Consider the following 26,947-nt stretch of genomic DNA (forward strand, 5'->3'; position numbering starts at 1 on the left):
GCGGTCGCTCAGGCCCGACAGGGTCGGGCGGCCGTCGAAGAGGGATGTCGAGGCAAAGGTTCGCGCTGTTGGCCGCGCAGCGCAAGCAGAATGTTCCAGCCGCGATCTCTCGGTTCGCACCCAGGCCAGCGCTGCCGGACAGTCTTGAACGGTGTCGGATGCCGCTCGATATCCACGGCATCCTGCGAATGGCTCACCTTTCAGACGGGCGAGCGGTGCAGGAGAGGAAGTCCGCTGGTGGTGTCTGCAAACAGCAGCCGCTCCGCGGGGCCTACAATCGAAGAGGAATGCTCGTGCTGAAGGTAATCGCCCAGGATTTCATCAAGACCGAGGCCATCGGGCTCGTCATGCCTCTCTATGAAGAGCTCGTCGAAAAGACCCGGCTTGAAGAGCGTTGCATTTCCTATGATCTCTTCATCGATCAGAAGGACCCTGGGCACTTCATCTTCATCGAGGAGTGGCCGGATCGCGCTGCCCTCGATGCACATTGCCGCACCGAGCATTTCGTGCGGCTCGTCCCCCTGATCGACAAGCATCAACGGGCAGATGGCACCTACATCCTGATGGAGCCATTTGCAGCGCGAGTTTAGATGCTGAGGCGCGAACCGACGGATCGAGCCCGGAGCGCCAAGACTCGGTCCGTTCATTGAAAGCGCGGGAAACCCTCCGCCTACGAGGGAATATTTCCCGCCCCCTCACACGCTGGCCCCGTGTTCCTGAGCGTCCCCAAGCATGCCCTCGGCGCCCCCCGTCACGACATCAGCGATTGCGCCTTTCGCCACGCAAGGTCGTCAGACCGATCCCGACCGCATCAAAGCCGCCATCCACCGCAAGCGTCTGTCCGGTGATGTAGCTGGCCTTCTCGCAGCACAGGAAGAAGATCGCCTCGGCAAGTTCGTCTTCCCGCCCGTAGCGGTTGAGCGGGATGACGTCATGGTAGTCGGCCCGGATTTCCGGGCTATGCACCGCCTTGGCCATTGCGGTGTCGACCGGGCCCGGCGCGACTGCATTGACCCTGATTCCGAGGCTGGCGAGTTCGGCCGCCTGCTGCTTGGTGAGATGGGCGAGAGCCGCCTTGCTGGTGCCGTAGGCGACACGCAAGGTCGAGGCGCGCAGGCCGGAGATCGAGGTGATGTTGACGATCGCGCCGCCGCCCGTATCGGCCATCAGCGGCGCCGCAACCTGTGTACAAAGAAAGGGTCCGGTGAGGTTGACCGCGAGCACACGCTGCCATTCCGCGAGCGTCGTCTCGAGGATCGGCTTGAACACGGCGGTGCCTGCATTGTTCACGAGAGCATCGAGCCGGCCAAAGCGCTGCATCAGCTCCTTGAAGGCCGCTTCGACCGCGGCAGCCTCGGCAACGTCGCAGGTCAGCGCCAGCGTCGTGTCCGGTGCATTGAGTTCCGCCATCGCCAATGTCAGCGTCGCCCCATCGATATCCAGCAAGGCGACCTGCCAGCCCTCGGCCAGAAAGCGTTTCGTGGTCGCCAACCCGATGCCGCGCGCGGCGCCGGTGACGAGAGCGACTTTGGCGATGTCCTGAGGCATTGAAGCAATCCGAAACAGAGACGAACACGGGTCCGTCTACGCTATGCGCCCTGGCAGCGCCCCAGCAAAGCGCGTGAATGCGGGCACGGTATTCCGAATGCGATTGGAAATCGCGAACGGAGTGACCTGCGATCAGCCGCTACGCCCGACACCACCTGGCGCGCCCATGGAGCGATGCCAGACTCGCAGACAGATCCCGGTCTGTGTTCTCCCCGAGATCTGTCGCATAGCACCGGCTTGGTCAGAGGTCACAATACGAAGTAAGCAGAACTTGTGTTGTTGCCTCGATCGGGACATCCTCACTCCAGGCTGCTCGCCATTTCATTGAGTTTGCATTGAAATGACGCGATCCACCTGCCCTCTTTCTATCCTGACCAGAAAATCCCTGTCCCAATAGAACCAAAGACGGCCCGGCCGACCGGATTCTGATCCCTGACCTGTGAGGGAGATTGCCTTGAAAGCATCGACTCTGAGCTTCCGCGCCGCCGTCCTCATCGCCCTCGCTGGCATGATATGGGGCATCGTCATGGCAATCTCGCGAGATCATTCGGCGTTGCCGGCGCATGCCCATCTCAATCTCTTGGGATGGGTCTCCTTGTTTCTGTTCGGCATCTTCTATCGGCTGCATCCATCCTTGGACCTCGCCAGAAGTGCGGTGATCCAGGTCTGGATCTGGATCGTCGGAACGCTCGTCCTGACCGTCGGAGTGGCCCTGGTTCATTCCGGAAACGCGACCGGTGATCCGATTGCCGGCGTGGGCGCCTTGACGGTGCTGGTCGACATGGCTTTGTTCGGCTGGCTGGTCTTCAGGCAGGGGCAAGCTGGCATGGCAGCGAAATAGCGCGCGACACCAGCGCCTCATTCCCCTCGACAAGGCCCTACCTCTCCTGTATGGCCAGCCACTCAACTGAAAACAGCGAGCCGTAACGCCCGCGTGAACACACGCGACAACGGCCATGGAGAGACCCATGAACATCATAGAGCAGATCGACCAGGAACAGATCGCCAAGCTGAGCGCAGGCAAGGAAATCCCGCATTTCCAGCCCGGCGACACCGTGCAGGTCAACGTCAAGGTCAAGGAAGGCGAGCGCAGCCGCGTTCAGGCCTATGAAGGCGTCGTGATCGCCCGCAACGGCGGCGGCCTGAACGAAGCCTTCACCGTCCGCAAGATTTCCTATGGCGAAGGTGTCGAGCGCGTTTTCCCGCTCTATTCGCCGAACATCGATTCGATCAAGGTTGTGCGCAAGGGCAAGGTCCGTCGCGCCAAGCTGTATTATCTGCGCGATCGTCGCGGCAAGTCGGCCCGTATCGCCGAGCGCGTCGAAGCCCGTCCTGCCAAGGGCGACAAGTCGGCTGCCAAGTAAGCGCCACTGCGCTGTTGTGAATACCGGAACGCGGTCCCTCGGGGCCGCGTTTTGCGTTGGGCGGCCCGGCGTCGGCTTCGTTGCCGGCACAGTTTGGAACTGCTAGAACATCGTCATGAACACTGTCCTGCCCAGTGAGGATGACTGCTGCCGCATCGTGCGCCGCGAGGCGAACCTGCGCCGCATCCCGACGACGCAGGATTTTGCGGCGCTGCATGACCATGCGCGCCTGCCCTGGCGCTTCTTCGGTCGTTTCACGACCTCGGCGGCAGCGGGCCTTAGGCGCGCCTGAGACCGGCCCGTTGGCCGGCGACAGGCTGTTTGCGTTGCGCCAGCCGGCCTTGAGCGCCGGCATCACAGATTTCCACGACTGAGGCTTATCGACATGACGTCGTCCACCGCCCCCCGCACGCTTTATGACAAGATTTTCGACGACCACATCGTCGACCGCCAGGAAGATGGCACCTGCCTGCTCTATATCGACAGGCATCTGGTGCATGAGGTCACGAGCCCGCAGGCTTTCGAAGGCTTGCGCATGACCGGCCGCAAGGTGCGCGCGCCTGAGAAGACGCTGGCCGTCGTCGACCACAATATCCCGACGACCGACCGCAAGGCCGGCATCGCCGAGGAGGAGAGCCGCATCCAGGTCGAGGCTCTGGCCAGGAACGCCAAGGACTTTGGCGTCGAGTATTTCAACGAGCTCGATATCCGCCAGGGCATCGTCCACATCGTCGGCCCCGAACAGGGCTTCACCCTGCCCGGCACCACGATCGTCTGCGGCGACAGCCACACCTCGACCCATGGCGCCTTCGGCGCGCTTGCGCATGGCATCGGCACATCGGAGGTCGAGCATGTGCTCGCCACTCAGACGCTGATCCAGAAGAAGGCCAAGAACATGCTCGTCCAGGTGGACGGCGCTCTGGCCAAGGGCGTCACCGCCAAGGACGTCACCCTCGCCATCATCGGCGAGATCGGGACGGCAGGCGGCACCGGCTCGGTCATCGAATATGCCGGCGAGGCCATTCGCTCCCTCTCGATGGAAGGCCGCATGACGGTCTGCAACATGTCGATCGAAGGCGGAGCACGTGCCGGCATGATCGCGCCGGACGAGAAGGCCTTCGCCTATCTCAACGGCCGGCCTAAGGCCCCGAAGGGTGCAGCCTGGGATGAGGCCCTGCGCTACTGGGAGACGCTGCGCACCGACGAGGGCGCGCATTTCGACCGTATCGTCAAGCTCGATGCCGCCAACCTGCCGCCGATCGTCTCCTGGGGCACCAGCCCCGAGGACGTGATCTCGGTCGCGGGAAGCGTGCCGAACCCGGATGACATCGCCGATGAGACCAAGCGTTCGTCGAAATGGCGCGCGCTCGACTATATGGGCCTGAAGCCCGGCACCAGGATGACCGAGATCCCGCTCGACGTGATCTGGATCGGTTCCTGCACCAATGGCCGCATCGAGGATCTGCGCGCCGTCGCCAAGATCGTCGAGGGTAAGACGATCGCCGGCTCGCTCGACTATGCCATGATCGTCCCCGGCTCCGGCCTGGTGAAGCAGCAGGCCGAGGAAGAAGGTCTCGACAAGATCTTCCTCGCCGCCGGCTTCGAATGGCGCGAGCCCGGCTGCTCGATGTGCCTGGGCATGAACCCCGACCAGCTCAAGCCCGGCCAGCGCGCCGCCTCGACCTCGAACCGCAATTTCGAGGGTCGTCAGGGCTTCAAGGGCCGCACTCATCTGGTCTCGCCGCAAATGGCCGCAGCCGCTGCGCTCGTCGGTCATTTCGTCGATGTGAGGCAGATGGGCTGATGCGCGAGCGGGGACACAGGTCATGACCGGCGATCCCCGCGAAGCCGCCCGGGCAGCCGAAGCCAAGGCAGTGCTGGAGCGCGTCAAGCGCGACGAGGAGGGGCTGCTGAGCTCCTCCATGGGCCGCGCCGCCGATCACTTCTCCGGCCGCGACGCACCTGAAGGCGACACTGTCGAACTCTGGGGCAGACGCATCGGTCGCGCGCTGTCGCTCGTCGGTGTCGTGCTGCTCGCCTGGTGGCTGGGGCATCAGCTCAAGATCTGGTGATGGGAACCGTGCCTTCGATCAAAGCATCCGCCAGCGCCTCGGCATCCGCCGAGGTGTCGTCCGCTGTTGCCTGGGACGAGGTCAAGGCGCCCAGCGCCGCTGATTTCGAAAGCCTCGCGCAGACCGCCTATGACCGCCTGCCGGACGAGTTCCGCGCGCTCTGCGCGGACCTGATCATCAACGTCACCGAGTTCCCCGAGGACGATGTGCTGAAGGAACTCGAGATCGAGAGCCCCTTCGACATCCTCGGCCTCTTCACCGGTGTCGGCCTGCCACAGCAGGGCTCGGGCCCGCAAACGGGCCAGATGCCCAACATGATCCATCTCTATCGCCGTCCGATCCTCGACTACTGGTCCGAACATGACGAGGGCCTGGGCGCCATCGTCACCCATGTCCTGGTCCATGAGATCGGCCATCATTTCGGCTTTTCGGACGAAGACATGGAAGCGATCGAGGCCGGGGCGGAGCGATAGACGATGATGGACGATCTGATCCGGCATCTGCCGAGCCTGGCCCTGGTCTATTCCGCGTTCTTCCTTGCAGTTGCCAGCCCGGGCCCGAGCAATCTTGCCGTGATGGCGACGTCGATGGAGCGTGGTCGGCGCGCCGGAATGACGCTCGCACTCGGCGTCACGACCGGCTCCCTGACCTGGGGCATCCTGGCCGCCATCGGCGTCTCGGCCGTGATCGTGGCCCATCCCGGTGCGCTCTATGCCATCAAGATCGTCGGCGGCGTCTATCTGCTCTATCTCGCCTGGCGCTCGGCGCGTTCAGCGATGCGAGTGGACATGCCCCCGCCGAAAGCCACGGTTTCGGGGCATCGCATCTATTTGCGCGGCTATCTCATGCACCTGACCAACCCGAAGGCGATCTTGAGCTGGACCGCGATCATCGCGCTCGGCCTGCGCCCGGAAACACCCGTGGTTGTGGTGCATGCCATCATCATCGGCTGCCTGCTGATCTCGCTTCTGATCAATCAGGGATATGCCCTGCTGTTTTCGACCCCCTCCATGATCGCGGGCTATCGCAAGATCCGCCGTCGTGCCGAGGCCTGCCTTGCCGCCTTCTTCACCTTCGCCAGCTTCAAACTCCTGACCGCGCAGCTGTGAAGCGCGTTGTCGGCCACGTCACGATATCCTAGCCAGAAAGACCTGTTGGAGCCCTCGCCATGCAGCCCTTCACCACCCTGACCTCCACCCCGGCGCCGCTGAAGGTGATCAATGTCGACACCGACATGATCATCCCCAAGCAGTACCTGAAGACGATCAAGCGCACCGGGCTGGGCACCGCGCTGTTCGCGGAGATGCGCTACAACGAGGATGGCGCTGAGAACCCCGATTTCGTGCTGAACCAGCCGGCCTACCGCAAGTCGGAGATCCTGGTTGCCGGGGACAATTTCGGCTGCGGCTCGTCGCGCGAGCATGCTCCCTGGGCCCTGCTCGACTTCGGCATCCGCTGCGTGATCTCGACCTCGTTTGCCGACATCTTCTACAATAACTGCTTCAAGAACGGCATCCTGCCGATCGTGGTCTCGCCCGAAGACCTTGAGAAGCTCTTCGACGACGCCGATCGCGGCTCCAACGCGACGCTGACGGTCGATCTCGCAAAGCAGGAAATCAAGGGTCCGGATGGCGGCACGGTGACGTTCGACATCGACCCCTTCCGCAAGCACTGCCTGCTGAACGGGCTCGACGATATCGGCCTGACCATGGAGAAGGCGCCGAAGATCGACGCCTTCGAGGCCAAGCTCGCCAAGCGCGCCTGGGCCTGATCGGGATCAGTCGACCAAGCCCGGCATCGGCGCAATATCGCCGGTGCCGGGAAATACCTTCTCGGCCAGAACCGGTCCCGACAGGCCGAACAGATCGGTCACGACCCCCTTTGCGACCGCCCGGATATCCGTGGTCGGCTTCAGGTCGCGCTGCTCCCAGAGCTGCTCCGGTTTCAGCCCCGGCCAGTCCGCGATCACACGACCGCCCCTGACCGCGCCGCCGACCAGGAACGCGACAGTACCGGTACCGTGATCGGTTCCGACCGTGCCGTTGACCCTGGCGGTTCGACCGAACTCCGTGACGACCATCACGACCGTGTCCTTCCAGACCCGCTTCAGCCCGGTCTCGAACGCATTGAACGCACCATCGAGCCCGCCGAGCAGCCCGGCGAGCCGCCCCTTGGCGCCGCCCTCATTGGCGTGGGTATCCCAGCCCTCGAAGGCCAGCGCCGCAATACGAGGACCGTCATCGGCACCAACGAGCCGCGCCGCTCCCTCAGCGATCTGGATCATGCCCTGGGGATTGCCCGGGCCGCCGCGTGATCGCATCCTGTCGCCGCCCATGCCCTGGCCGAGCACGATCGTCTCGGTCTCGATCGCCCGAGCAAGCACGTTTGCCAGCATGGGGTCGCGCTGCCCGTAAAGGTCGCCCAGTCGCTGGATCAGATCATCTCCGGCGCGCGGCATCACCGGCGGCGCCCAGCCCAGCACCGGGGCCTCGCCCCTGACGATCAATGGTGGCACCACACCGACCCCGAGTACCCCGTGACGCGCGATCGTCTCACCGGCCGGCAGCGCCGCGATCATGCGGTTGAGCCAGCCGCTATCGACGCGTCCCGGGCCTTGCTGACCGCTTTCCAGCACATCCTGCCCATCGAAATGCGAGCGCTCGCGATAGCCCGTCGCTGCCGCATGCACGATCGCGGCATGCCCCTGGCCGTAGAGCCGGGCGAGGTTGGGCATGGCGGGGTGGAGGTGGAAGAAGCCATCGAGCGGCAACGCCGCATCCGCTCCATCGCGCTGCAGCGCGATATCCTGACGCAGATCGGCATAGTTCGGGTCGCCGATCGGCGGAACGGCGGCGAGGCCGTCGAGTGCGCCGCGCAGCACCACGGTGATGAAGCGCGCATCCCGACTGCCGGCCGCCGCATGGGCGAATTTCGGCATGAATGACCAGGCGAAGAGCGCGCTTGCCGCCCCCAGCACGGACCGGCGTGATGGTGTCATCGCCTCGCAATCGTCGTCATCGTCGCGGATCGCGTCTGACATCTGGCTCACCTCCGCTGGAATTCGGGCGACATCAGCAAGAGCGCGATCGCCTGCGGCTTGCTCTCGGCGCGGGCCACCGCCTGTTTGGTCTCGGCTGAAGCGAGCGAGCCCAGCACCGCCTCGAGCAGGGCCCGTGGGTCGCTGGCGGTACCAGCCGCCTGACGCCCCCACGCTGCCGCCACGTCGATCCGCGTCTTGATGCCTTCCGGTGTCGCCCACGCATCGTTGTTTCCGGGAAAGCCATTCGGTCCCGAGGGCTGCCAGAGTGGTTGGCCCATCGTCGCGAGCGCTCCTGCGATGGGACCGAACTCCGGCTTGCGTCCAAGCGCCCGCAGCATCGCCAGCAAAAGCTCCTGCGGCTGGCGCAGCTTCGCGGCCTCCGCACCCCATGCGTCGTTCGACTGAATGAGCGCGGCCGATACCGCGGCGAGATCGCCCTCCGTACGGCGCCAGGTTTCCACCAGCTGGGAAACGAGCGCCGGCGGGGGATCATCCGCCACGAAATGCCGCGCGAGCTTCAACGCGACATGCCGGGCTGTCGCGGGATGATGCGCGAGGTCGAGCAGTGCGAGCCTGCCCTGCTCCGCCCCAGCCTCCTCGTAATCCTTGCCGAGCAGCGGATGAACGCCAGGCTCATGCACGCCGGCATTGAAGGCAAAGGCGCCGGGGAAGCCGAGCCGGCCGTCGCGGCCAGCAACTGTCCAGCCCGTGATGATGCGAGCCAGACTCGTCACATCGCCTTGCGAATAGCCGCCGGAGACGCCCAGCGTATGCAGTTCCATGATCTCGCGGGCGAGGTTCTCGTTGAGCCCGCGGCCGCGGCGCTTGCCTGCCGGAGAGTTCGGCCCGATCGATTGCTGATTATCGAGATAGATCAGCATGGCCGGATGGCTCTCGACGGCCAGGAGCATGTCTTCGAACCGGCCAAAGACATAGGGGCGTATCGCCTCACGCTCGTAGGCTCCCGCCAACACCCGCACGAAGTTGCCTTGCGAGACGGAGATGCAGAAATGGCTCGACCAGAACTGCGCCAGCCGTTCGCCAAAACCGGCGAGCGGTTCCAGCCCGGCACGCATCCGCGCTGCCACCTCGTCGCGATAGATCCTTTGCGGCAAAGGAGGCTCGGATGGTGCTGGCGGCGCCGACGCTCCCTGCCCTTCGTTCATCCCGCCCGGGGCAGGGATCATCGCCGCCTGCATGGCCGGGCGCGGGGCCTCTCGCTCGGCCTTCTCCTTATCCTGGAAGGCATAGAACGCCGATCCGATCTGCGCCTGCCCGACGAGCTCGAGGCCAATCGGAACGGGAACGCTCCTGCGCTTGACCTCATCGAGAAAGAGGTCCCGGGCGTCGCCGCCGATCGCCGTGAGATCGCCAGGTCGGAGCCCCAAGCCGAAGCGCTGCAAACCGAGAATATTCAACCGCGAATCGCGCGCCATCGACGGCTCCCTCGCCTTGAGCAGGCAAAACCGAGCATCCGGGCCAACTATGGCAAAAATCGCATACCCCGATGCGGTGCGCCGAGATAGAACATCGAAAGACCGCCACGCCCTGCGGCGTGGCGGCCCCTCCGAGGCGGTTTCGGTCCCGTTTGCCTACATCGCCGGCAGCGCCGCGACGTCGCGCACCGGCCCGTTCAGCCCGGTGACCTTGCCCACCATCGAAGCCTTGCCCGTTGCCAGATCGACTTTATGCAGGGTGCCGTCCGCCAGCAGCCAGCCGGTATTGGCGCCTGACGCATCGGTCTCGATATCGAAGGCGATCGCCTTCCCTGTGACGCCGAGCTTGCCGACAGCGCCCAGCACGCCGTCATTCGGCGGCGCCTGTTTCAGCAACCCGCCGATCTTGGCGTCGATATCGTAGAGCGCCGTCTCCTTGGTGCCCTTCACCGAGTTGGAATAGGCGCCGGCAACGACCATCGGCGTCTCGCCCTTGTGCATGTCGGTCTCGGCGAATTTCAACTTGCCGTCGACCGTGGTCTTGCCGTCCTCGACATTGACGCGAAGGTTTGTGCCGTCGGCGCCGATGACCCGCAACCGGTCGGCGGCCGGGTTGAAATCGACCGTCGCCATCATGCCGGCGGCAAGCGTGGTATCCATCTTCGACTTCATCGTCGCTTTCCCGCTCGTCATATCGACCGTGAAGATCGTGCCGTCGGTCGACAGCGCGTAGAGCATTCCGTCGGCGGGCCGAATATCGATGCCGGCGATCTTGCCGGTCATGCCGGTGACCTTGATGGACTTGCCGGCCTTCTGCGTCGCCGTATCGATCATTGTCAGCGTGTCGTCGCCCGTCAGGGCGGCGAGGGTTCCGGCGGGGGCTGCCAAGGTCGCGGCGAAGGAAGCCCCCAGGATCGTGGAAGCAATCAGCGCGAGGCGTGTGGCGCGTGCAATCTGCATGTTATCCTCCCAATCGTCTGCCGCATTGTTTCGAGGGCTGTTCGCCGCCTGACCTGGCGCGGCACCCAATCTGGGTAAGCTTGCGGCACAGGAGCGGATGCGACGGAAAAAACAAAAAACTGAGACGCATCCGAAGCTGGCCGAGCCGCGTATTCATCTATTCGCGCAAGGCTGAGGCGCTGCGCCGAGGAGGAGACAGGGATGGCGATGAACGCCGTAGTGCCGCCAAAGGCTACGGACATCGAAACCGCGCTGCGCGACTGTGCCTCCGGAGATAAACTTGCGCTCAAGCGCATCTACGACGCCGAGGCCGCGCGTATGATCGGCGTGGCCCAGCGTCTGCTCAAGCGGCGCGCGCTGGCCGAGGAGGCAGTGCAGGATACCTTCGTCCTGATCTGGCGACATGCGACGCGGTTCGATCCGCAGCGCGGTGCCGGCTTGACCTGGATCTACGCGATCCTGCGCAACCGCTCGCTCTCGATCCTGCGGGATGAGAAGCGCACGGAAACCACCGATATGCCTGTCGCCGAGGAAACCGCGAGCGAAGAGGACGATCCTGAGACGGTGATGTCGAAACTGTCCGACGCCAAGGCACTCCGCGCCTGCCTGGAGACGCTGCCACCGCAGCGGCGCGGCATCGTGCTGCTTGCCTTCGTCCAGGGGTTGACCCATGGCGAGATCGCCGGTCGCCTCAAAATGCCGATCGGCACCGTCAAATCCTGGATTCGCCGCTCCCTGATCTCGCTCAAGGAGTGCCTCGGATGAGCCCCTCCTCCACCAGATCTCTCGGCCCGGAGGAGCGCACCGCGCTGGCGGGCGAATATGTGCTTGGCCTGATCGAGGGGGCCGACCTCACGGCCTTCGACCAGCAGCTCGAGACCGATCCTGATCTCGCTGCAGCGGTCGAGCGCTGGCGCGTTCACTTCGCGGCCATCGATGCCACCGCCGCGCCCATCGAGCCGCCAGCCGCGCTATGGAGCCGGATCGAGACCGAGCTGGCGGCCGTCGCGCAGCAGGCGGCTCCCGCAGGCATGAGCAGTGCAGCACCGGCTCAGGCGTCGCGCCCCGCCGCGGCCGCAACCAGCCGCCTGGCCGATTGGTGGAACAGCCTCTTCGTCTGGCGCGGCGCAGCGCTCGCCGGAGCGCTGGCGATAATCGTTCTCGCTGCAGGTCTCCTGAACGCCCTCGATCGGGCCAGGCGCCAGCCCGTGATGGTCGCCGTGCTGATGACCGAAGCCAGCGTCGCTGCAGCGGTCGTCAACACCTTCGCCGACGGCAGGGTGGAGATGGTGCCGCTGCAGGCGATCCATGTTCCCGAAGGCAAGGCCCTCGAAATCTGGACACTGTGGGACCGCGCGGTGGGCCCGCGCTCGGTGGGGCTGATCGAGCGTGCCCGCTCGACCCATCTCAGGCTGGACCAACTGCCGCTTGGCAAGGATCAGCTCTTCGAGATCACCCTGGAACCCGCGACAGGCTCGCCGACAGGGAGGCCGACCGGCCCCATCATTGCCAAGGGGACCACGGCGCAGGCCCTGTGAATCCCAGGGGGTCTGCCGCTACACCACCACCGTGATCGTCTCGGCCGCACGCGTCAGCCCGGTATAGAGCCAGCGCGCCCGGTGCTCGCGAAAGGCAAAGGCCTCGTCGAAGAGGACGATGTCATCCCATTGCGAGCCCTGCGCCTTGTGGACTGTCAGGGCGTAGCCGAAGGTGAATTCATCGGTGTGCTTGCGCAGCTCCCACGGCACCTCCTCCTCGGTGCCGTCGAAGAAATTGGGCATCACGGAGACCTTGACCGGCTTTCCACCGGTATCATCCTCCGGCGTGACTCGCATCGTGATCAGGCCCTTCTTCGAGGTCTTGAGTTCCTGCACGATCCAGGAGCCGCCATTGAGCAGGCCCTTGCTCTTGTCGTTGCGCAGGCAGACGAGCTTCTCACCCGCGACCGGCACGGTGGAATCGCGCCCCATGAGCTGCCGGATGCGCGCATTGTAGAGCCGGCGCGTCTTGTTCATGCCGACCAGGACCTGATCGGCACCCAACACCAGCTCGGAATTGACCGCATCGCGGCGAATGACCCGGCTCTCGCCGTAGTCGCCGACATCGAGGCGCCCTCCCTCGCGGACGATCATCGACATCCTGACGATGGGATTGTCCGCAGCCTGGCGATGGACCTCGGTCAGCATCACGTCCGGCTCGGTCTCGGTGAAATACCCGCCGCCCTTGACCGGGGGCAACTGCGCCGGGTCCCCCAGCACAAGGACCGGCGTACCGAAGGAGAGCAGATCCTTGCCCAACTCCTCGTCGACCATCGAGCACTCGTCGATGATGATCAGCCCGGCCTTGGCCGCGTTGCTCTCGCGGTTGAGCACAAATGTCGGGCTTTCCTCATCGACGCCACGCGAGCGGTAGATCAATGAATGGATGGTCTGGGCGCCATCGCAGCCCTTGTTGCGCAGCACCAGCGCCGCCTTGCCGGTGAAGGCGGCGAAGAGGACTGTGCCATCGACACCCTCGGCAATATGGCGCGCGAGCGTCGTCTTGCCCGTGCCGGCATAGCCGAACAGCCGAAAAACCTGAGGCTCACCAGCCTGCAGCCAGCGTGCGACCGCGCTCAGCGCGGCATCCTGTTGCGGCGACCAGCTCATCGCGAAGGAATCCGATATGCGACCATGCCGCACAAAGGCGCGAGTCGCTCGCGCAATGCAAGCGCAAGAACAGAACGGGATCAGGCGGCGCGCAGGCGCCTGACGAATTCCTCCGCCTCGCCCTGCAGCGCTGCGATGCGCTCGTCGAGGTCGCGGGCCCCGAACGCGCCCCTGCCAGCCTGTTCGACAGTCTGCGCATTCGCCTCGGCGATCTCCGCCATTGCGCCCGCAGCCGTTTCCGTCACACCCGAAATACGCGCGACCGTGTCCCCGAGCGAGCCCATCAACTCGGAATGCGAGGCGACCATGGTCGAAATCTCGGTGCTGGCCTGTTCGACGGCACCGACGCTAGCGACGATGCCTGAAACCGCCTGCGCCGCCTGCGACAGCGCCGCGTTGACCGCTGCAATGCGCCGCACGATCTGCGCTGTCGCGTCGGCCGTCTGGCCCGCCAGCGCCTTGACCTCGCTCGCGACGACGGCAAACCCCCGGCCATGCACGCCGGCGCGCGCCGCCTCGATCGTTGCGTTCAGCGCAAGCAGATTGGTTTGCCGAGCGATCGTCTCGATGATGTCGACGACATCGCGGATTTGCCCCGCATTCTCGGTCAGACGCAGGACAAGGCCGGAGGTGCCAGCGGCATCCTGCGTCGCCACCGTCGCCGTTTGTGAAACCCGGTGCACTTCCGCATTGATCTGGCCGATCACCTGCTCCAGGCGCAGGGCTGCCTCGGTGATGCGCCGTGCCTCCAACCCCGCCCCGTCGACGGCGGAAGCGGCAGTGCCCGTGCTCTGCGAGACCTGCTGTGCCCGCACCGCAGAATCCTGTTGTGCGGTGCGCAGAGCTTCGCTCAACCCGGCGATATCGTGAAGCACGGCACCAATCCGGTGTTCGAATTCCTCGGCGATGCGGCCGAGCTCCTCTGTTCGCTGGTTCTGGTGGAACAGAGCCCGGTCGGCCTCGGCATCGCGGGTGACCAGGGTCGCCCGCACTTCGCTCAGCGCCCGCACGGTGCGGGCAAGCTGGCCAATCTCGTCGCGACGCCGGACATGCGGCACCGCGATGACGGCAGAGGTCGCCGTCGCGGTGGCGATAGCGGCCATCAGATCGCGCAGGGGGCGGGTGAGCTGGGTCCTGAGCAGGTACATCGCCAGCAGCGCGCAGGCGAGCGGGAGACCAACCGCCGTCGCGATCACCCGCAGGCGCAGCGCGTGGGCTAGCCCCGCAGCCTCTGCAGCGCCGAGCTGCGCACGCCTGTCCAGGCCATCGGCGAGCTTCGACGTGACGAGGATGATCTGGCGGACATTCTCGCGCGCCGCCTCGGCCGAGGCCTCGATGAGCGCGGCCTTTGCCGAGACCTCGCGCCCCATCGTGACGATGTCGCGCTGGAATGAAATGAACGTCCTGATCCGGGCATCCAAGGTCGGATTGGCGTCGCGGAGTTCGCGCGGCAACGAAGAGATCAGACTGGCTCGTGCGGCATCGACCAGCTCCACAGCTCCATCAAGAGAATCGAGCGCGGTCTCGATCGCACGCGGCGTGGCCGCGTCATCGAAGCGGCTAAGCAGCGAGGCCTGCGCCACGCGATTCGAGAGCAGCGCCGCGCGGTTGACCAAGGCCATGCTCGAGAAAGCATCGCGATCGATTTCGCGGACCGCGTCAAAGCCCCGAACCGCGCTGAACAACCCGAGGCCAGCGGCAATCCCCATGAGCGCAAACAGCATGGTGATCTTCGCAGTCAGCCCCAATTGCCGCATCGCGTTGCCCCCTCGTCGTAGCGCGCCCTTCCCTTCGCAGATGCGAACGAACGTTAGGTTAACACGACAGGAGGAACGTGATAAAAATCAACAAGTTAGCCGGATACGGACCGAGCTGTCGAAGCCGCCGCGCGTGCAAAAAATAACGGCAACGCCCGTTGATCAGGCCATTAGGCTGTCCAAGCCACGCCGAAGCCCGATCTGATCCGCAACCCGCCGCGCCGCCAGCAAGGTGCCGCCGACATAAGGCGCGGCAGAGGTGCCGGCATCATGCCGGATCACCAGCCGCTCGTCCGGGAGGCCGAAGACCGCTTCGCAGGAAAGGACGAAGCCCGGCATCCGCAGCGAATGGACCTGTACCGCATGCGGCGCACCGATTGCGGCGCCACGCGTCTCGCGGGCGCCGCCGAGCTCCGCAACCGGCTTCGCGGTTCCAGCCATACGCTCGGCACCAAGCGTCTCGGCGAGTTCGCGCCCGGTTCCGGACGGCGTGTCCGGCTTCGACGCGGAGGCGTAGTCGATGATCTCGACATCCCGCACATATTTCACCGCTTCGCGGGCAAAGCGGCGCAGCAGCGTCGCGGTGATCGAGAAATTGCCCGCGGCAAGCACGCCGACGCCGGCCTTGAGCGCAGCGGCCTCGATCTCCGCATAATCCTCGCCGGTCATGCCAGACGCGCCGACGACGACATGGCGCCCCGCCGCAACGGCTGCCAGCACATTGTCCTTCACGCTGTCGGGCTTGGTATAGTCGATCAGGACATCCGACGGCACGGCGAGCGCCTCCGCCACGGTCGCAAAGACCGGTTTGCCATTGGCTGGCTGCCCGGCCGCCTCGCCGAGATCGCTGCCTGCTGCCTTGCGCGAGACACCCGCAACAAGCTCAAGGTCGGACGCGGAGTCGATTGCAGCGACAAGCGCCTTGCCGACCCAGCCGGTGCAGCCGGCAAGCGTGATGCGGATCATCGGAAACTCCCAACATAAGGCTGGAAACAATTGAGTTCGATCATCCGCCCCTTACAGTTCGAGGCTTGGATGCGGCTGGGGGAATCGAACCGATGCGTGTCACTGTCAACGGAGTGCGCCTCTATGTCGACATCGAAGGTGCGGGGCTCGCGCCCGATGGCCCGGCCATGCGGGAAAAGCCAACGCTGATCCTGCTTCATGGCGGTCCAGGCGCCGACCACAGCATCTACAAACCCGGGTTCTCCGGACTTAGCGATATCGCCCAGATCGTCTATTACGATCATCGCGGCTGCGGCCGCAGCGAAGACGGCCCGCGTGAGAGTTGGACATTGGACCAGTGGGCCGATGACCTGAAGGTGCTCTGCGACACACTCGGCATCGAAAGACCGATCATCCTCGGCACGTCATTCGGGGGCTTTGTCGCGCAGGCCTATGCGACGCGCCATCCCGGGCATGCCGCCAAGCTGATCCTGATTTCCACGGCCGCCAAGTTCGATTTCCCGGCGGTCTACGCAGCCTTCGAACGGGTCGGTGGTCCACGAGCCAGTCAGGCGGCCCGAAACTACTGGTCGGCGCCCGCGCCTGAGACACGTGCGCCCTATACTGAGATTTGCTTTCCGCTCTACGCAGCGCGACCGCGAACCGGCTCGACCGATTGGATACAGAGGCTCATCTCGCGCAACGAGACAGGCGTCTGGTTCAATGGCCCGCACAACGAACAGGGCCGCTTCGATTTTCGCGCCGCGCTGGGAGCCGTGAATTGCCCAGTCCTCGTTATGGGGGGCGAGGAAGACCCCATCACGCCGATTGCCTTCAGCGAGACGATTGCAGCGTGCCTTCCGCCCGAATCGGTTCGTTTCAAGCGTTTCGCTGGTTGCGGCCACGGCATCGTCGGCGACGACCCAGAGGCCGCGTTCGCGACGATCCGCGAGTTCATTCTCGATGAAGCGTGATATCGCTCAGAGTGCGAGCCGCATCAGCGGCCGCCCCTCCTTCTGCCGCGCGACCTCGACGAAGCCGGCTCGCAGGAAGACCCGCTCGGCGCCAACATAAAGGCCCTCGCTGCTACGCGTGAATTCATGGTCCATGGGGGCAGCCTCGAGCAGGCGGGCCCCGTTCTCGCGCGCGAAAATGATCCCGCCGTCGAGCAGCGCCGCCGTGACGCCCCTGCCCCGCCACGCCTTGCGGACGAAGAAACAGGACGCCGCCCAGACGCGCTCATCGTCGGCCGGCGCATCCGGCAGCGGCGTCGAGGCGCGCCGCGGATTGTTCCATTCGGGAATGTCGCGCCGAGGGCCGACCTGGAGCCAGCCGACACAGGTCTCGTGATCATGGGCCAGGACGCCAGGGGACGGCCCCTCGCGAACCCGTTGCTCGAACAATTGCCGGGCCCCCTCCCCCAATAGCGGCAGGCGCTGCTTCTGGGGCATGCGGAAATGGTTGCACCAGCAGCCATAGCAGGGCCCCTTCGGACCGAAGAGATCCTCGAGATCCGGCCAGCGCTCGGGCGCCAGCGGCAGAACAGTGAAGGCAAAGGCCGACATTCTCCTGGTCCCTTTCGCCAGCGGCACGAGGGGGCTCGACTCATCGGCCCCAGGCTGAGATGACTCAGCAATCGAGATGGAGACTGCCGCCATGTCCTTCGAGCTTTTTGCCGCTTATCTCGTTGCCTGCTTCGTCATCGTCATCGTGCCGGGCCCGACCGTAACACTGATCATCGCCAACAGCCTGAAGCATGGTGCCCGCGCCGGGCTCCTGAATGCGGCAGGAACCCAGCTCGGCCTCGCGATCATGATCGCGATCGTCGGCATCGGCCTGAGCTCGGTCATCGCGGCGATGGGCCACTGGTTCGACTGGGTGCGGCTCGCCGGCGCCGCCTATCTGATCTGGCTCGGCTGGAAGATGGTCCGGGCCGGCGGCGTCGAGGATGGCGCCATGCAGGCCCGAGCACCGCGCGGCGGGTTCTTCCTGCAAGGCGTCTTGGTCGCGCTCAGTAATCCGAAGACACTGCTCTTCTTTGGTGCCTTCTTCCCGCAATTTCTCGACCCCGCCCGCGATCACGTCACGCAGATCGCGATCATGGGGCTGACCGCGATGCTCTTCGCCGCGGTCAGCGACAGCGGCTATGCGCTGCTTTCGGGGCGGGCGGGACGGCTGCTGTCGCAGAAGCGCGTGCGCCTGCTCTCGCGCGTCAGCGGCGGCTTCCTGATTGGCGGCGGCCTCTGGCTGGGCTCGTCGCGCGCCAGTTGATCCGCCGCCTCAGGCCTCACCAGGCGATCGCTTCGCCCTTCCAGGTCCGGAAGCTGTTGGTGTCGGAGATGCCGGACCGGTCGATCGTTGCGATCAGGCCGGCGGCGCTTTCTGTCGGCGGAATGTCGGCTCCGCCACCGCCCATGTCGGTCTGCACCCAGCCCGGATGGAACAGCAGGATGCTGACGCCGCGCTCGCGCACGGCGTTGCCGAACACGACCATGGCCATGTTCACGGCCGATTTCGAAGAGCGATAGGCGAGCGCCCCCGAGGGATTGCCGGCGATCGAGCCCATGCGGCTGCTGATCGTCGCGATCTTGCGCCCTTGCGAGGCCTCGACATTGGGCAGGAATGCCTGCGCCACGCGCAGCGGCGCATAGACATTGACCTCGAACACGTCGCGCCAGGCGTCGAAATCCATGTCGAGCGCGCCCTGCTTGTCGCGCGGGCCGTAGACGCCTGCATTGTTGACCAGGACATCGATCGGTCGGTCGGCGAGCGCAGCCTTGGCAGCGGCGACGCTCGCATCGGACGTCACATCGAGGGTGACCGGCGTGACGAGCCCGCCATGCTTGGCGACCAGCGCCACAAGGCCGGGACTTGCCGGATCGCGCGCGGCGGCGATGACATGGTCGCCACGCGCCACCAGGGCGGTAGCAAGAGCAAGGCCGATGCCGCGATTGGCGCCGGTGATCATCCAGGTCTGAGGCATATCCATCTCCCGTGTGGAGACAGGACCTAAGCGTCAGCCCTTCGCTTTTCCATAGCCTCCCGCCGTCGGCGTGATCACGGTCACGGCCTCGCCCGCCTCGAGCAGCGTCTGGTCGCTCGGCTTCAGTTCCTCGACGGCTCCGGAAAGCCGGCGGACGATCGTCTTGCCGAGCTGCCCCGCTTCACCGCCCTTGACGCCGAAGGGGCGCACGCGGCGATGCGAGGCGAGGATCGCGCAGTCCATCCGCTCGCGGAAGCGGATCGTGCGGCTGGTGCCATCGCCGGCATTCCATTCGCCCTTGCCGCCCGAGCCAGGGCGAATGTGGAAATCCTCAAGCACGACGGGGAAACGCGTCTCCAGGATCTCCGGATCGGTCAGGCGCGAATTGGTCATGTGGACATGCACGCCGGAGGTTCCATTGAAGCCCGGCCCCGCCGGCGAGCCGGAGCAGATCGTCTCGTAGTACTGATACTGATCATTGCCGAAGGTCAGGTTGTTCATCGTTCCCTGCGAGGCCGACATCGCCTCGAGCGCACCGAACAGCGTATTGGTGACAGCCTGGCTGACCTCGACATTGCCGGCAACGACGGCCGCCGGATAGTGCGGCGCCAGCATCGAGCCTTCCGGCACGACGATCCTGATCGGTCGCAGGCAGCCCGCGTTCATGGGAATCGCGTCATCGACCATGACGCGGAAGACATAGAGCACCGCCGCACGGGTCACCGGCGCAGGCGCGTTGAAATTGTCCTCGCGCTGCGGCGAGGTGCCGGTGAAATCGACCGTCGCCTCGCGCCTCGAACGATCGATCGTGATCTTCACCTTGATCGCGCAGCCCTGATCCATCGGATAAGTGAACTCGCAATCATGCAGCTTGGCGAGCAGCCGTGCGACGCTCTCGGCCGCATTGTCCTGGACATGGCCCATATAGGCCTGGACCACGTCGAGGCCGAAGGAGCGGATCATCTTCTTCAGCTCCGCCACGCCCTTCTCATTGGCGGCGATCTGCGCCTTGAGGTCGTTGACGTTCTGCACGACGTTGCGGACGGGATAGCGCGCCCCAGTCAGCAGCTTGACCAGCTCCTCCTCGCAGAAGCGGCCCTGATCGACGATCTTGAAATTGTCGATATAGACGCCCTCTTCCTCGATATGCGTCGCCAGCGGCGACATCGAGCCGGGCGCCACGCCACCGACATCGGCATGGTGGCCACGGCTCGCCACCCAGAACAGGATGTTCCTGTCCTCGGCATCGAAGACCGGGGTGCAGACCGTGATGTCGGGCAGATGCGTGCCGCCATTATAGGGCGCATTGAGGCAATAGACGTCACCCGGCCGGATGACGGGGTTGTTCCTGATCACCGTCTCGACCGACTTGTCCATCGAGCCGAGATGCACCGGCATATGCGGCGCGTTGGCGACGAGGCTCGCGGTCGAGTCGAACACGGCGCAGGAGAAGTCGAGCCGCTCCTTGATGTTCACGGAATAGGCGGTGTTCTGCAGCGTCACGCCCATCTGCTCGGCGATCGACATGAACAGGTTGTTGAAGATCTCGAGCATGACGGGATCGGCCTTGGTGCCGATCGCGGCATTCTGCACCAGCGCCTTGCTGCGATGCAGGACGAGATGGTCCTTGGCCGTCAGCTTCGCACTCCAGCCATCCTCAACGACGACGGTCTGGTTCGCTTCGATGATGATGGCGGGTCCCGCGACGCTCTGCCCCGGAGCCATCGCTTCGCGCCGCACGATCGCGGCTTCGTGCCACTGCCCCTTCGAGAACAGGCGCGTGCGTTCGGCAACCGCCGGTTCACCGGCCCGCTCGCCTGCCGCCGCCTCCTCGAACCTGGCGCCCCCGCCAACGGCCTCGACCTCGACCGCCTCGACGACCAAGGCCTTGGTCTCGTCCATGAAGCCGAAGCGCGCCTTATGCGCGACCTGGAAAGCTTCCTGCATCTCGGCCCGGCTGCCGGACGCAATCGCGATCGCCGTATCGGTGCCGGCATAGCGGATATGGGCTCGGATATGGATGGCGATCTCGCCATCCGGCACGCCTTGCCCGATCAGCTCGGCGCGCGTCTCGGCACCCAGCCGCTCGGCCACCTCCGCAATCGCGGCCTTGACCTCGGCATCGAGCGGTACGTCGAGCGCGGCCGTCCGCGTCGAGCGGATCTCGGCGAGCCCCATGCCATAGGCCGAGAGCAGGCCGGAGAACGGGTGCAGCAGCACGGTCTTGATGCCGAGCGCATCGGCGACGAGGCAGGCGTGCTGCCCGCCTGCACCACCAAACGAGTTCAAGGCATAGCGGGTGATGTCATAGCCACGCTGCACCGAGATCTTCTTGATCGCCTCGGCCATATTGGCGACGGCAATCTGGATGAAGCCGTCGGCGACCTCTTCAGCGCTGCGGCCGTCGCCGACCTCAGCCGCAAGCTTCGCGAATTTGGCGCGGACCGCGTCCACATCGAGCGGTTGATCATGCTGCTCGCCAAAGATCGCCGGGAAATAGGCCGGGATCAGCTTGCCGACCATGACATTCGCGTCGGTGACCGCGAGCGGGCCTCCGCGTCGATAGGCGGCCGGCCCCGGATTGGCGCCGGCCGAATCCGGGCCGACGCGGAAGCGCGCGCCGTCGAAATGCAGGATCGAGCCGCCACCAGCCGCAACTGTATGGATCAGCATCATCGGCGCGCGCATCCGCACGCCGGCGACCTCGGTCTCGAAAGCGCGCTCATACTCGCCATCGAAATGCGCGACATCGGTGGAGGTGCCACCCATGTCGAAGCCGATCACCTTGTCGAACCCGGCCGAACGCCCGGTCTCGGCCAGGCCGACGACGCCCCCGGCGGGGCCCGACAAGATTGCATCCTTGCCCTGGAACAGCTCTGCCGCGGTGAGGCCACCGGACGACATCATGAACATCAGCCGTGCGCCGGTGCGCCCGATGTCGAGCTCTTCGGAAACCTGCGCGACATAGCGCCCGAGAATCGGCGAGAGATAGGCATCAACCACAGCCGTATCGCCACGCCCGACCAGCTTGATCAGCGGCGAGACCTCGTGGCTGACCGACACCTGCGGAAAGCCGATCTCTCGGGCGATGCGCGCTGCCACCTGCTCATGTTGGGGATAGCGATAGGCGTGGATGAAGGCGATCGCCACGGCGCGGAAACCGGCATCGTACTGTTCCTGCAGGGCCGTGCGGATCGCGGCCTCGTCCGGAGCCCGTTCGACCGCGCCATCGGCCAGCACGCGTTCCGCGATCTCGACCACCGCCTCGTAGAGCTGCTCGGGCTTGATGATCTCCTTGGCGAAGATGTCGGGCCGCGCCTGGTAGCCGATGCGGAGCGCATCGCGGAAACCCTTCGTGGTGACGAGCAGCGTACGGTCGCCCTTGCGCTCGAGCAGGGCATTTGTCGCAACCGTGGTGCCCATGCGCACCTCGCCGATGCGTCCGGCGGGGATGATCTCGCCGGGCTTGAGGCCGAGATGGTCGCGGATGCCCTGGACGGCGGCGTCGCGATAGGCGCCCGGATTCTCCGAGAGCAGCTTCCTGGCGTGAAGCTTGCCTGCCGGATCGCGGCCGATCACGTCGGTGAAGGTGCCGCCGCGGTCGATCCAGAAATCCCAATGGCTCGCCGTCATGACACTCTCCCCAGCGTGGCGTGAATTCGTTTCGACAATTCATCGATAAATCGTCGATGAAATATTGACAAGGCGGATTCGGCGGCTACGATCGCAATTGTGACCGGAACATGGCTGAGGGGCCGGGCCGGTCGAGGGAGGATGCGATGACAGGATCGACCCTGGCAATCGGACTCGGCACGCGCCGGCGGTCCCGCGCGGCGGCCCCGCTGCGGCCGACACCTATGGCGTGGGGCGCTCGATGATCCGCACGGCCCTCGACAAGCTCTATCTCTTTGCAGGTTACGCGGCGGGTTTCTTCCTGGTCGCCATCTTCGTCCTGATGATGGGCCTCTCCATCGGACGCGAAATCGGCTTCAACATTCCTGCCGGCGATGATTTCGCGTCCTGGAGCATGGCAGCGCTGGCTTTTCTCGGCCTCGCGCATACTTTCAAATCCGGCGAGATGATCCGGGTCGGCCTCCTGATCGATCGTTTCAAGGGGCGCACGCGCTGGGCCTTCGAGGTCTTCTCGCTCGTGCTTGGTCTCGGCTTCACCGGCTTCTTTGCCTGGCACGCTGTGGTGATGACCTGGCAATCCTATGAGTTCAACGATGTTGCCGGCGGCGTCGTGCCGATGCCGCTCTGGATTCCGCAACTCGGCTTCTCCGGCGGATTGGTCATCCTCTTCATCGCCTTCGTCGATGAGTTCGTTCACGTCGTCCTGCGTGGCAACGAGCCCCGCTATGAGAAGCCGCCCCCGCAAAGCGACGAAGAAGTCGTCGAGCGCGCGATGCAGAGCGGGGTCTGAACCATGGCGATGATCGAGATTTCTGGACTGCTGCTCATCCTGCTGGCTGTCTTCCTCGCCGGCGGCGTCTGGATCGCCATCTCGCTGATGGCCTGCGGCTGGGTCGCGATGCAATTCGTCGGCGGCGGCATCCCCGCCGGCTCGGTGCTCGCGACGACGATCTGGGGCAACAGCGCTTCCTGGACGCTTGCCGCCTTGCCGCTCTTCATCTGGATGGGCGAAATCCTTTACCGTACGAAACTTTCGGAAGAGATGTTCCGCGGCCTCGCCCCGTGGCTAAATTGGCTCCCTGGCCGTCTGATGCATGTCAACGTCCTGGCCTGCGGCATCTTCGGCTCGGTCTCCGGTTCCTCGGCCGCGACCTGCGCCACCGTCGCCAAGATCGCCCTGCCGGAGCTGAAGAAGCGGGGCTATGACGAGACGGTCAGCCTCGGCTCGCTCGCCGGCGCCGGCACGCTGGGCATCCTGATCCCGCCCTCGATCACCATGGTCGTCTATGCCGTCGCGGCCAATGTCTCGATCATCCAGGTCTTCCTCGCCGGCTTCCTGCCGGGCCTGCTCGTGATGGCACTCTACTCCGGCTACATCATCGTCTGGCACATGCTGAACCCGGACAAGGCGCCGCCGCCGGAGCCGAGCATGCCCCTGCGCGAGAAGCTGCGGGAATCGGCCAATCTCATCCCCTGCATGCTGCTGATCGCGCTCGTCTTCGTCTCGCTGCTGATGGGTTGGGCGACAGCAACCGAATGTGCGGCCTGGGGCGTTCTCGGCTCCTTCGGCGTCGCCTGGTGGTCGGGGTCTCTGACCCGCGAAGCCTTCTGGGCCAGCGTGATGGGCACCACCCGCATCACCTGCATGATCATGCTGATCCTGGCCGGCGCTTCCTTCATGTCGACCTCGATGGCCTATACCGGCATCCCGGCTGCCCTGGCGGAATGGGTCGACAGCCTGCATCTCTCGCCCTACGCGCTGATCGCGGCGTTGACGGTGATGTACATCGTGCTCGGCGCGGCACTTGATGGAATCTCGATGATCGTGCTGACCACGGCCATCGTCATTCCGATGATCAAGCAGGCCGGTTTCGACCTGGTCTGGTTCGGCATCTTCCTGGTGCTCATCGTCGAGATGGCGGAGGTCTCGCCTCCGGTCGGGTTCAACCTCTTCGTGCTCCAGACCATGTCGGGCAAGGATTCCAATACGGTGGCGCTCGCCGCCCTACCCTTCTTTTTTCTACTGGTCGTGGCGGTCGCGATCATTACGATCTTCCCGCAAATCGTGATGATCCTGCCGCAACTGGCCTTTCCGGGATGATGCAGCGTCAACAACAAGGGAACGGAGACACCATCATGAAACGAAGCGACTTCATTAAGGGCTTTCTTGCGGCCGGTGTCGCAGCCGGTGCTCTGGCGCTCTCCGCGACAGCGGTCTCGGCACAGGCCAAATGGAACCTCCCGAACGCCTACCCGACAGACAACCCGCACACCGAAAACCTCGTCGCCTTTGCAAAGGATGTCGAGACGGCGACCGGCGGCAAGCTGACGATCACGGTCCATGCCAATGCCGCGCTGTTCAAGGCGCCCGAGATCAAGCGCGCCGTGCAGACCGGCCAGGCCCAGATGGGCGAAGTACTGATGTCGATCCACGAGAACGAGGATCCGATCTTCGGCATCGACGTCGTACCGTTCCTGGCGACCAGCTTCCCGGAATCGAAGAAGCTCTACGCGGCCTCGAAGCCGGCGATCGAGAAGAAGCTCGCAAGCCAGGGCATCAAGCTCCTCTTCATGGTCCCCTGGGCGCCGCAGGGCGTCTACGCCAAGAAGGACCTGAACTCGACGGACGACATGAAGGGGCTGAAATGGCGCTCCTACAATGTCGGCACGGCGCGGCTCGGCGAAATGCTCGGCATGCAGTCGGTGACGATCCAGGCCGCAGAGCTGCCCCAGGCGCTCGCCACCGGCGTGGTCAACTCCTTCATGTCGTCTGGCGGCACGGGCTTCGACTCGAAGGTCTGGGAATCGCTGACACATTTCTATGACGTGCAGGCCTGGATCCCGAAGGATGCGACCTTCGTCAACAAGGCAGCCTTCGACGCCCTCGACAAGCCGACGCAGGATGCGCTGCTCAAGGCGTCTGCGGCGGCCGAGGAGCGCGGCTGGAAGGCCTGGGAGGCCAAGACCGGCTGGTATCTCGACCAGCTCAAATCCAAGGGCATGAAGGTGCAGGCGCCGAGCACGGAACTCGCCGCCGGCTTCAAGAAGGCCGGCGAAACCCTGACCTCCGACTGGCTGAAGAAGGCCGGCGCCGACGGCCAGGCCGTGATCGACGCCTACAAGAGGATGTGAGCCCGACCGGCCCAATCCCTCACGAACGGCCGCTTCGTGCGGCCGTTCGCACGTCCGGCGCCACGACGGCTGCCTTGCATGAGAGCGCCAGAGACGATGTCCACATCGGCCCCCCCGCCCCCGAAACCACCGGCTGAGCTGGCCGACGCGCTGCTCGGCCCGATCGTCTCGTCCGGCCACCTGGCCTCGGGCGCGATGCCGGCGCTCTCCGAGTTCGAGTTTGCGCTCAGCATGACAGTGCACGCCTTCCAGCGCTGGATGCTCCGCGCCATGACCTCGGCCGGCATTCCGGATCTCACGCCGGTGGATGTGCTGGTGCTGCACAACGTCAACCACCGCGGCAAGCCGAAGCGCCTCGCCGATATCTGCCTCGTCCTCAATATCGAGGACACCTATGTCGTGAACTACGCACTCAAGAAGCTCGAGCGGCTCAAGCTGATCAAGAGCGGGCGCAAGGGCAAGGAAAAGACCGTCGCAATCACCCCGGCGGGCGAGGATGCCTGCCGGCGCTACGCCCAGATCCGCGAGCAGCTCCTGGTCAAATCCGTGCTGGCGCTCGGCATGGATCCGGTGCGCCTCTCGGAGATCGCAGCGACCATGCGCTCGCTGTCAGGCCAGTACGACCAGGCCGCGCGGGCCGCGGCCAGCTTGTAGGCGCGTGCCGAGCCTCATACTGGATTTCGTCGGGGGAAATAGCCGCGAACGCCCCTCGAATGGTGGAGATCATCGCCAGGCAGCAGCCTGCTACGCCGTCACGCAGCAACTTGTGCCCCGGTAGGTCTGAAGGCTTTGAAGAGAGTGCCGCCAATGGCGCGCGCCGCCGCCAGATGCTTGGCCCGATCATCCTGCCCCGAACCAAGCAGGAGCTCGGACGTCACGACAGGGGCGCCGCAATAATCGAAGATTCCGTGGTCGATCTGGGTCTTCATCGCGCCGAAATAGCCGTGTCGGGCATAGGTTCGCAGGCTGGCGCCACCGATGGCGACCAGATGGACCGGGAGATGGCCGAGCCTCTTCACCATAGGTGTATCCGGGCCTTCGTCATAGGCCCATCCATTGGCGAAGACGCGATCGATCCAGCCCTTGAGAAGCGCCGGCATCGACCACCAATAGACGGGATAGACCAGGACAAGGGCATCGGCGCGATCGATCCGCACCTGCTCGGCGATAATGTCGGCCGGTGGCAGCACCTCGCGACGGTGCACTGCGAGATCGGCCTCGGTGAAGCGTGGGTCGAAACCTTCGGCCGCGAGATCGGCGATTTCGAAGGAATTGCCCGGCCCGGACAGGGACACTCCCTCCCCGACATGCGCAGCGACGCCATGACTGAGCGACGCACGATCAGGATGGGCGACGACAATGAGCGCGTGCATTTCAAGAACTCCGGCTGAGTGATTGCGGGGGGAACCCGAGTGATATATACTTTTAG

General features: G+C 64.9%; 28 protein-coding genes. 17 read left to right on the forward strand and 11 right to left on the reverse strand.

Annotated elements, in window-relative coordinates; all coding sequences use genetic code 11:
• Window positions 1–68: 68 nt before the first annotated feature.
• The gene (locus AB4118_RS09290; protein ID WP_441489454.1) at window positions 69–590 is read left to right on the forward strand and encodes a putative quinol monooxygenase; all 522 of its coding nucleotides are present in this window, start codon (window positions 69–71) and stop codon (window positions 588–590) included.
• A 169-nt stretch (window positions 591–759) separates the two neighbouring features.
• On the opposite strand, the gene AB4118_RS09295 is transcribed toward AB4118_RS09290, so the two are convergent.
• Complete coding sequence (locus tag AB4118_RS09295) at window positions 760–1,548, reverse strand: SDR family NAD(P)-dependent oxidoreductase (RefSeq protein ID WP_441489455.1); 789 nt, start codon at window positions 1,546–1,548, stop codon at window positions 760–762.
• A gap of 454 nt (window positions 1,549–2,002) precedes the next feature.
• Between AB4118_RS09295 and AB4118_RS09300 the strand changes: the two genes are divergently transcribed.
• From AB4118_RS09300 to leuD, 8 genes are all read left to right on the forward strand, one after another.
• The gene (locus AB4118_RS09300; protein ID WP_441489456.1) at window positions 2,003–2,389 is read left to right on the forward strand and encodes a hypothetical protein; all 387 of its coding nucleotides are present in this window, start codon (window positions 2,003–2,005) and stop codon (window positions 2,387–2,389) included.
• A 127-nt stretch (window positions 2,390–2,516) separates the two neighbouring features.
• Complete coding sequence (rplS, locus tag AB4118_RS09305; protein WP_043233560.1) at window positions 2,517–2,912, forward strand: 50S ribosomal protein L19; 396 nt, start codon at window positions 2,517–2,519, stop codon at window positions 2,910–2,912.
• A 115-nt stretch (window positions 2,913–3,027) separates the two neighbouring features.
• Window positions 3,028–3,204 carry a hypothetical protein gene (locus tag AB4118_RS09310; protein ID WP_162531536.1) on the forward strand — a complete coding sequence of 59 codons (177 nt, stop codon included), beginning with the start codon at window positions 3,028–3,030 and terminating at the stop codon, window positions 3,202–3,204.
• Window positions 3,205–3,297: 93 nt separating this feature from the next.
• Window positions 3,298–4,716: a 3-isopropylmalate dehydratase large subunit gene (gene leuC, locus AB4118_RS09315; RefSeq protein ID WP_441489457.1), complete on the forward strand. Its 1,419-nt coding sequence runs from the start codon at window positions 3,298–3,300 to the stop codon at window positions 4,714–4,716.
• 22 nt (window positions 4,717–4,738) lie between these two features.
• Complete coding sequence (locus AB4118_RS09320; protein WP_113512190.1) at window positions 4,739–4,984, forward strand: hypothetical protein; 246 nt, start codon at window positions 4,739–4,741, stop codon at window positions 4,982–4,984.
• Window positions 4,984–5,457, forward strand: a complete 474-nt coding sequence (locus AB4118_RS09325; RefSeq protein ID WP_441489458.1) for a metallopeptidase family protein — start codon at window positions 4,984–4,986, stop codon at window positions 5,455–5,457. Before AB4118_RS09320 ends, AB4118_RS09325 begins: the two co-directional genes overlap by 1 nt.
• 3 nt (window positions 5,458–5,460) lie before the next feature.
• The gene (locus tag AB4118_RS09330; protein WP_441489459.1) at window positions 5,461–6,093 is read left to right on the forward strand and encodes a LysE family translocator; all 633 of its coding nucleotides are present in this window, start codon (window positions 5,461–5,463) and stop codon (window positions 6,091–6,093) included.
• 59 nt (window positions 6,094–6,152) lie between these two features.
• Complete coding sequence (gene leuD / locus AB4118_RS09335; RefSeq protein WP_043233564.1) at window positions 6,153–6,755, forward strand: 3-isopropylmalate dehydratase small subunit; 603 nt, start codon at window positions 6,153–6,155, stop codon at window positions 6,753–6,755.
• A gap of 6 nt (window positions 6,756–6,761) precedes the next feature.
• Here leuD and AB4118_RS09340 read toward each other — a convergent pair whose 3' ends face one another.
• The 3 genes from AB4118_RS09340 to AB4118_RS09350 all read right to left on the reverse strand — a co-directional run bounded on the left by AB4118_RS09340 (window position 6,762) and on the right by AB4118_RS09350 (window position 10,420).
• Window positions 6,762–8,024 carry a DUF1501 domain-containing protein gene (locus AB4118_RS09340; protein ID WP_441489460.1) on the reverse strand — a complete coding sequence of 421 codons (1,263 nt, stop codon included), beginning with the start codon at window positions 8,022–8,024 and terminating at the stop codon, window positions 6,762–6,764.
• A 5-nt stretch (window positions 8,025–8,029) separates the two neighbouring features.
• Window positions 8,030–9,460 carry a DUF1800 domain-containing protein gene (locus tag AB4118_RS09345; RefSeq protein WP_441489461.1) on the reverse strand — a complete coding sequence of 477 codons (1,431 nt, stop codon included), beginning with the start codon at window positions 9,458–9,460 and terminating at the stop codon, window positions 8,030–8,032.
• Window positions 9,461–9,616: 156 nt separating this feature from the next.
• Entirely contained in the window at window positions 9,617–10,420 is an 804-nt protein-coding gene (locus AB4118_RS09350; protein ID WP_441489462.1) for a DUF4394 domain-containing protein, read from the reverse strand.
• Window positions 10,421–10,621: 201 nt separating this feature from the next.
• On the opposite strand from AB4118_RS09350, the gene AB4118_RS09355 reads away from it, so the two are divergent.
• A complete protein-coding gene (locus AB4118_RS09355) occupies window positions 10,622–11,185 on the forward strand; it encodes a sigma-70 family RNA polymerase sigma factor (protein WP_441489463.1) in 564 nt (187 codons plus the stop codon).
• A complete protein-coding gene (locus tag AB4118_RS09360; protein WP_441489464.1) occupies window positions 11,182–11,958 on the forward strand; it encodes an anti-sigma factor in 777 nt (258 codons plus the stop codon). Before AB4118_RS09355 ends, AB4118_RS09360 begins: the two co-directional genes overlap by 4 nt.
• An 18-nt stretch (window positions 11,959–11,976) precedes the next feature.
• On the opposite strand, the gene AB4118_RS09365 is transcribed toward AB4118_RS09360, so the two are convergent.
• The 3 genes from AB4118_RS09365 to dapB form a co-directional block, all read right to left on the reverse strand.
• Entirely contained in the window at window positions 11,977–13,068 is a 1,092-nt protein-coding gene (locus AB4118_RS09365; protein ID WP_441489465.1) for an ATP-dependent DNA helicase, read from the reverse strand.
• 80 nt (window positions 13,069–13,148) lie between these two features.
• On the reverse strand, window positions 13,149–14,825 hold the full coding sequence (locus AB4118_RS09370) for a methyl-accepting chemotaxis protein (protein ID WP_441489466.1): 1,677 nt from the start codon (window positions 14,823–14,825) through the stop codon (window positions 13,149–13,151).
• 162 nt (window positions 14,826–14,987) lie between these two features.
• The gene (dapB, locus tag AB4118_RS09375; RefSeq protein WP_441489467.1) at window positions 14,988–15,791 is read right to left on the reverse strand and encodes a 4-hydroxy-tetrahydrodipicolinate reductase; all 804 of its coding nucleotides are present in this window, start codon (window positions 15,789–15,791) and stop codon (window positions 14,988–14,990) included.
• A 92-nt stretch (window positions 15,792–15,883) separates the two neighbouring features.
• Between dapB and AB4118_RS09380 the strand changes: the two genes are divergently transcribed.
• Window positions 15,884–16,744 (forward strand): alpha/beta fold hydrolase, encoded by an 861-nt coding sequence (locus AB4118_RS09380; RefSeq protein ID WP_441489468.1) that lies wholly within the window; start codon window positions 15,884–15,886, stop codon window positions 16,742–16,744.
• 6 nt (window positions 16,745–16,750) lie between these two features.
• On the opposite strand, the gene AB4118_RS09385 is transcribed toward AB4118_RS09380, so the two are convergent.
• Complete coding sequence (locus AB4118_RS09385) at window positions 16,751–17,335, reverse strand: GNAT family N-acetyltransferase (RefSeq protein WP_441489469.1); 585 nt, start codon at window positions 17,333–17,335, stop codon at window positions 16,751–16,753.
• Window positions 17,336–17,426: 91 nt separating this feature from the next.
• Between AB4118_RS09385 and AB4118_RS09390 the strand changes: the two genes are divergently transcribed.
• Window positions 17,427–18,041: a LysE family translocator gene (locus AB4118_RS09390; RefSeq protein WP_441489470.1), complete on the forward strand. Its 615-nt coding sequence runs from the start codon at window positions 17,427–17,429 to the stop codon at window positions 18,039–18,041.
• Window positions 18,042–18,057: 16 nt separating this feature from the next.
• Here AB4118_RS09390 and AB4118_RS09395 read toward each other — a convergent pair whose 3' ends face one another.
• Together AB4118_RS09395 and AB4118_RS09400 are read right to left on the reverse strand one after the other, a co-directional pair.
• Complete coding sequence (locus AB4118_RS09395; protein WP_441489471.1) at window positions 18,058–18,753, reverse strand: SDR family oxidoreductase; 696 nt, start codon at window positions 18,751–18,753, stop codon at window positions 18,058–18,060.
• A 33-nt stretch (window positions 18,754–18,786) separates the two neighbouring features.
• The gene (locus tag AB4118_RS09400) at window positions 18,787–22,386 is read right to left on the reverse strand and encodes a hydantoinase B/oxoprolinase family protein (RefSeq protein ID WP_441489472.1); all 3,600 of its coding nucleotides are present in this window, start codon (window positions 22,384–22,386) and stop codon (window positions 18,787–18,789) included.
• Window positions 22,387–22,627: 241 nt separating this feature from the next.
• Here AB4118_RS09400 and AB4118_RS09405 point away from each other — a divergent pair, with 241 nt between their 5' ends.
• The 4 genes from AB4118_RS09405 (at window position 22,628) to AB4118_RS09420 (ending at window position 26,172) form a co-directional block, all read left to right on the forward strand.
• On the forward strand, window positions 22,628–23,176 hold the full coding sequence (locus AB4118_RS09405; RefSeq protein WP_441489473.1) for a TRAP transporter small permease: 549 nt from the start codon (window positions 22,628–22,630) through the stop codon (window positions 23,174–23,176).
• Window positions 23,177–23,179: 3 nt separating this feature from the next.
• Window positions 23,180–24,487 carry a TRAP transporter large permease gene (locus tag AB4118_RS09410; RefSeq protein WP_069879665.1) on the forward strand — a complete coding sequence of 436 codons (1,308 nt, stop codon included), beginning with the start codon at window positions 23,180–23,182 and terminating at the stop codon, window positions 24,485–24,487.
• Window positions 24,488–24,522: 35 nt separating this feature from the next.
• Entirely contained in the window at window positions 24,523–25,518 is a 996-nt protein-coding gene (locus AB4118_RS09415; RefSeq protein ID WP_441489474.1) for a TRAP transporter substrate-binding protein, read from the forward strand.
• A gap of 96 nt (window positions 25,519–25,614) precedes the next feature.
• Entirely contained in the window at window positions 25,615–26,172 is a 558-nt protein-coding gene (locus AB4118_RS09420) for a winged helix DNA-binding protein (protein WP_441489475.1), read from the forward strand.
• Between the two features lie 98 nt (window positions 26,173–26,270).
• Here the strand turns inward: AB4118_RS09420 and AB4118_RS09425 are convergent, their stop codons facing one another.
• Complete coding sequence (locus AB4118_RS09425) at window positions 26,271–26,891, reverse strand: NAD(P)H-dependent oxidoreductase (RefSeq protein WP_441489476.1); 621 nt, start codon at window positions 26,889–26,891, stop codon at window positions 26,271–26,273.
• Between the last annotated feature and the right edge of the window lie 56 nt (window positions 26,892–26,947).

Source organism: Allobosea sp. 2RAB26 (genome assembly GCF_052115465.1).
Classification (GTDB): Bacteria; Pseudomonadota; Alphaproteobacteria; order Rhizobiales; family Beijerinckiaceae; genus Allobosea.

Bases quoted from the DNA above. Each gene is read 5' to 3' on its own strand.
- AB4118_RS09295 (WP_441489455.1), bottom strand. From the start codon at position 1,548: ATGCCTCAGGACATCGCCAAAGTCGCTCTCGTCACCGGCGCCGCGCGC.
- rplS (WP_043233560.1), top strand. From the start codon at position 2,517: ATGAACATCATAGAGCAGATCGACCAGGAACAGATCGCCAAGCTGAGC.
- AB4118_RS09310 (WP_162531536.1), top strand. From the start codon at position 3,028: ATGAACACTGTCCTGCCCAGTGAGGATGACTGCTGCCGCATCGTGCGC.
- leuC (WP_441489457.1), top strand. From the start codon at position 3,298: ATGACGTCGTCCACCGCCCCCCGCACGCTTTATGACAAGATTTTCGAC.
- AB4118_RS09320 (WP_113512190.1), top strand. From the start codon at position 4,739: ATGACCGGCGATCCCCGCGAAGCCGCCCGGGCAGCCGAAGCCAAGGCA.
- AB4118_RS09325 (WP_441489458.1), top strand. From the start codon at position 4,984: ATGGGAACCGTGCCTTCGATCAAAGCATCCGCCAGCGCCTCGGCATCC.
- AB4118_RS09330 (WP_441489459.1), top strand. From the start codon at position 5,461: ATGATGGACGATCTGATCCGGCATCTGCCGAGCCTGGCCCTGGTCTAT.
- leuD (WP_043233564.1), top strand. From the start codon at position 6,153: ATGCAGCCCTTCACCACCCTGACCTCCACCCCGGCGCCGCTGAAGGTG.
- AB4118_RS09340 (WP_441489460.1), bottom strand. From the start codon at position 8,024: ATGTCAGACGCGATCCGCGACGATGACGACGATTGCGAGGCGATGACA.
- AB4118_RS09345 (WP_441489461.1), bottom strand. From the start codon at position 9,460: ATGGCGCGCGATTCGCGGTTGAATATTCTCGGTTTGCAGCGCTTCGGC.
- AB4118_RS09350 (WP_441489462.1), bottom strand. From the start codon at position 10,420: ATGCAGATTGCACGCGCCACACGCCTCGCGCTGATTGCTTCCACGATC.
- AB4118_RS09355 (WP_441489463.1), top strand. From the start codon at position 10,622: ATGGCGATGAACGCCGTAGTGCCGCCAAAGGCTACGGACATCGAAACC.
- AB4118_RS09360 (WP_441489464.1), top strand. From the start codon at position 11,182: ATGAGCCCCTCCTCCACCAGATCTCTCGGCCCGGAGGAGCGCACCGCG.
- AB4118_RS09365 (WP_441489465.1), bottom strand. From the start codon at position 13,068: ATGAGCTGGTCGCCGCAACAGGATGCCGCGCTGAGCGCGGTCGCACGC.
- AB4118_RS09370 (WP_441489466.1), bottom strand. From the start codon at position 14,825: ATGCGGCAATTGGGGCTGACTGCGAAGATCACCATGCTGTTTGCGCTC.
- dapB (WP_441489467.1), bottom strand. From the start codon at position 15,791: ATGATCCGCATCACGCTTGCCGGCTGCACCGGCTGGGTCGGCAAGGCG.
- AB4118_RS09380 (WP_441489468.1), top strand. From the start codon at position 15,884: ATGCGTGTCACTGTCAACGGAGTGCGCCTCTATGTCGACATCGAAGGT.
- AB4118_RS09385 (WP_441489469.1), bottom strand. From the start codon at position 17,335: ATGTCGGCCTTTGCCTTCACTGTTCTGCCGCTGGCGCCCGAGCGCTGG.
- AB4118_RS09390 (WP_441489470.1), top strand. From the start codon at position 17,427: ATGTCCTTCGAGCTTTTTGCCGCTTATCTCGTTGCCTGCTTCGTCATC.
- AB4118_RS09395 (WP_441489471.1), bottom strand. From the start codon at position 18,753: ATGCCTCAGACCTGGATGATCACCGGCGCCAATCGCGGCATCGGCCTT.
- AB4118_RS09400 (WP_441489472.1), bottom strand. From the start codon at position 22,386: ATGACGGCGAGCCATTGGGATTTCTGGATCGACCGCGGCGGCACCTTC.
- AB4118_RS09405 (WP_441489473.1), top strand. From the start codon at position 22,628: ATGATCCGCACGGCCCTCGACAAGCTCTATCTCTTTGCAGGTTACGCG.
- AB4118_RS09410 (WP_069879665.1), top strand. From the start codon at position 23,180: ATGGCGATGATCGAGATTTCTGGACTGCTGCTCATCCTGCTGGCTGTC.
- AB4118_RS09415 (WP_441489474.1), top strand. From the start codon at position 24,523: ATGAAACGAAGCGACTTCATTAAGGGCTTTCTTGCGGCCGGTGTCGCA.
- AB4118_RS09420 (WP_441489475.1), top strand. From the start codon at position 25,615: ATGTCCACATCGGCCCCCCCGCCCCCGAAACCACCGGCTGAGCTGGCC.
- AB4118_RS09425 (WP_441489476.1), bottom strand. From the start codon at position 26,891: ATGCACGCGCTCATTGTCGTCGCCCATCCTGATCGTGCGTCGCTCAGT.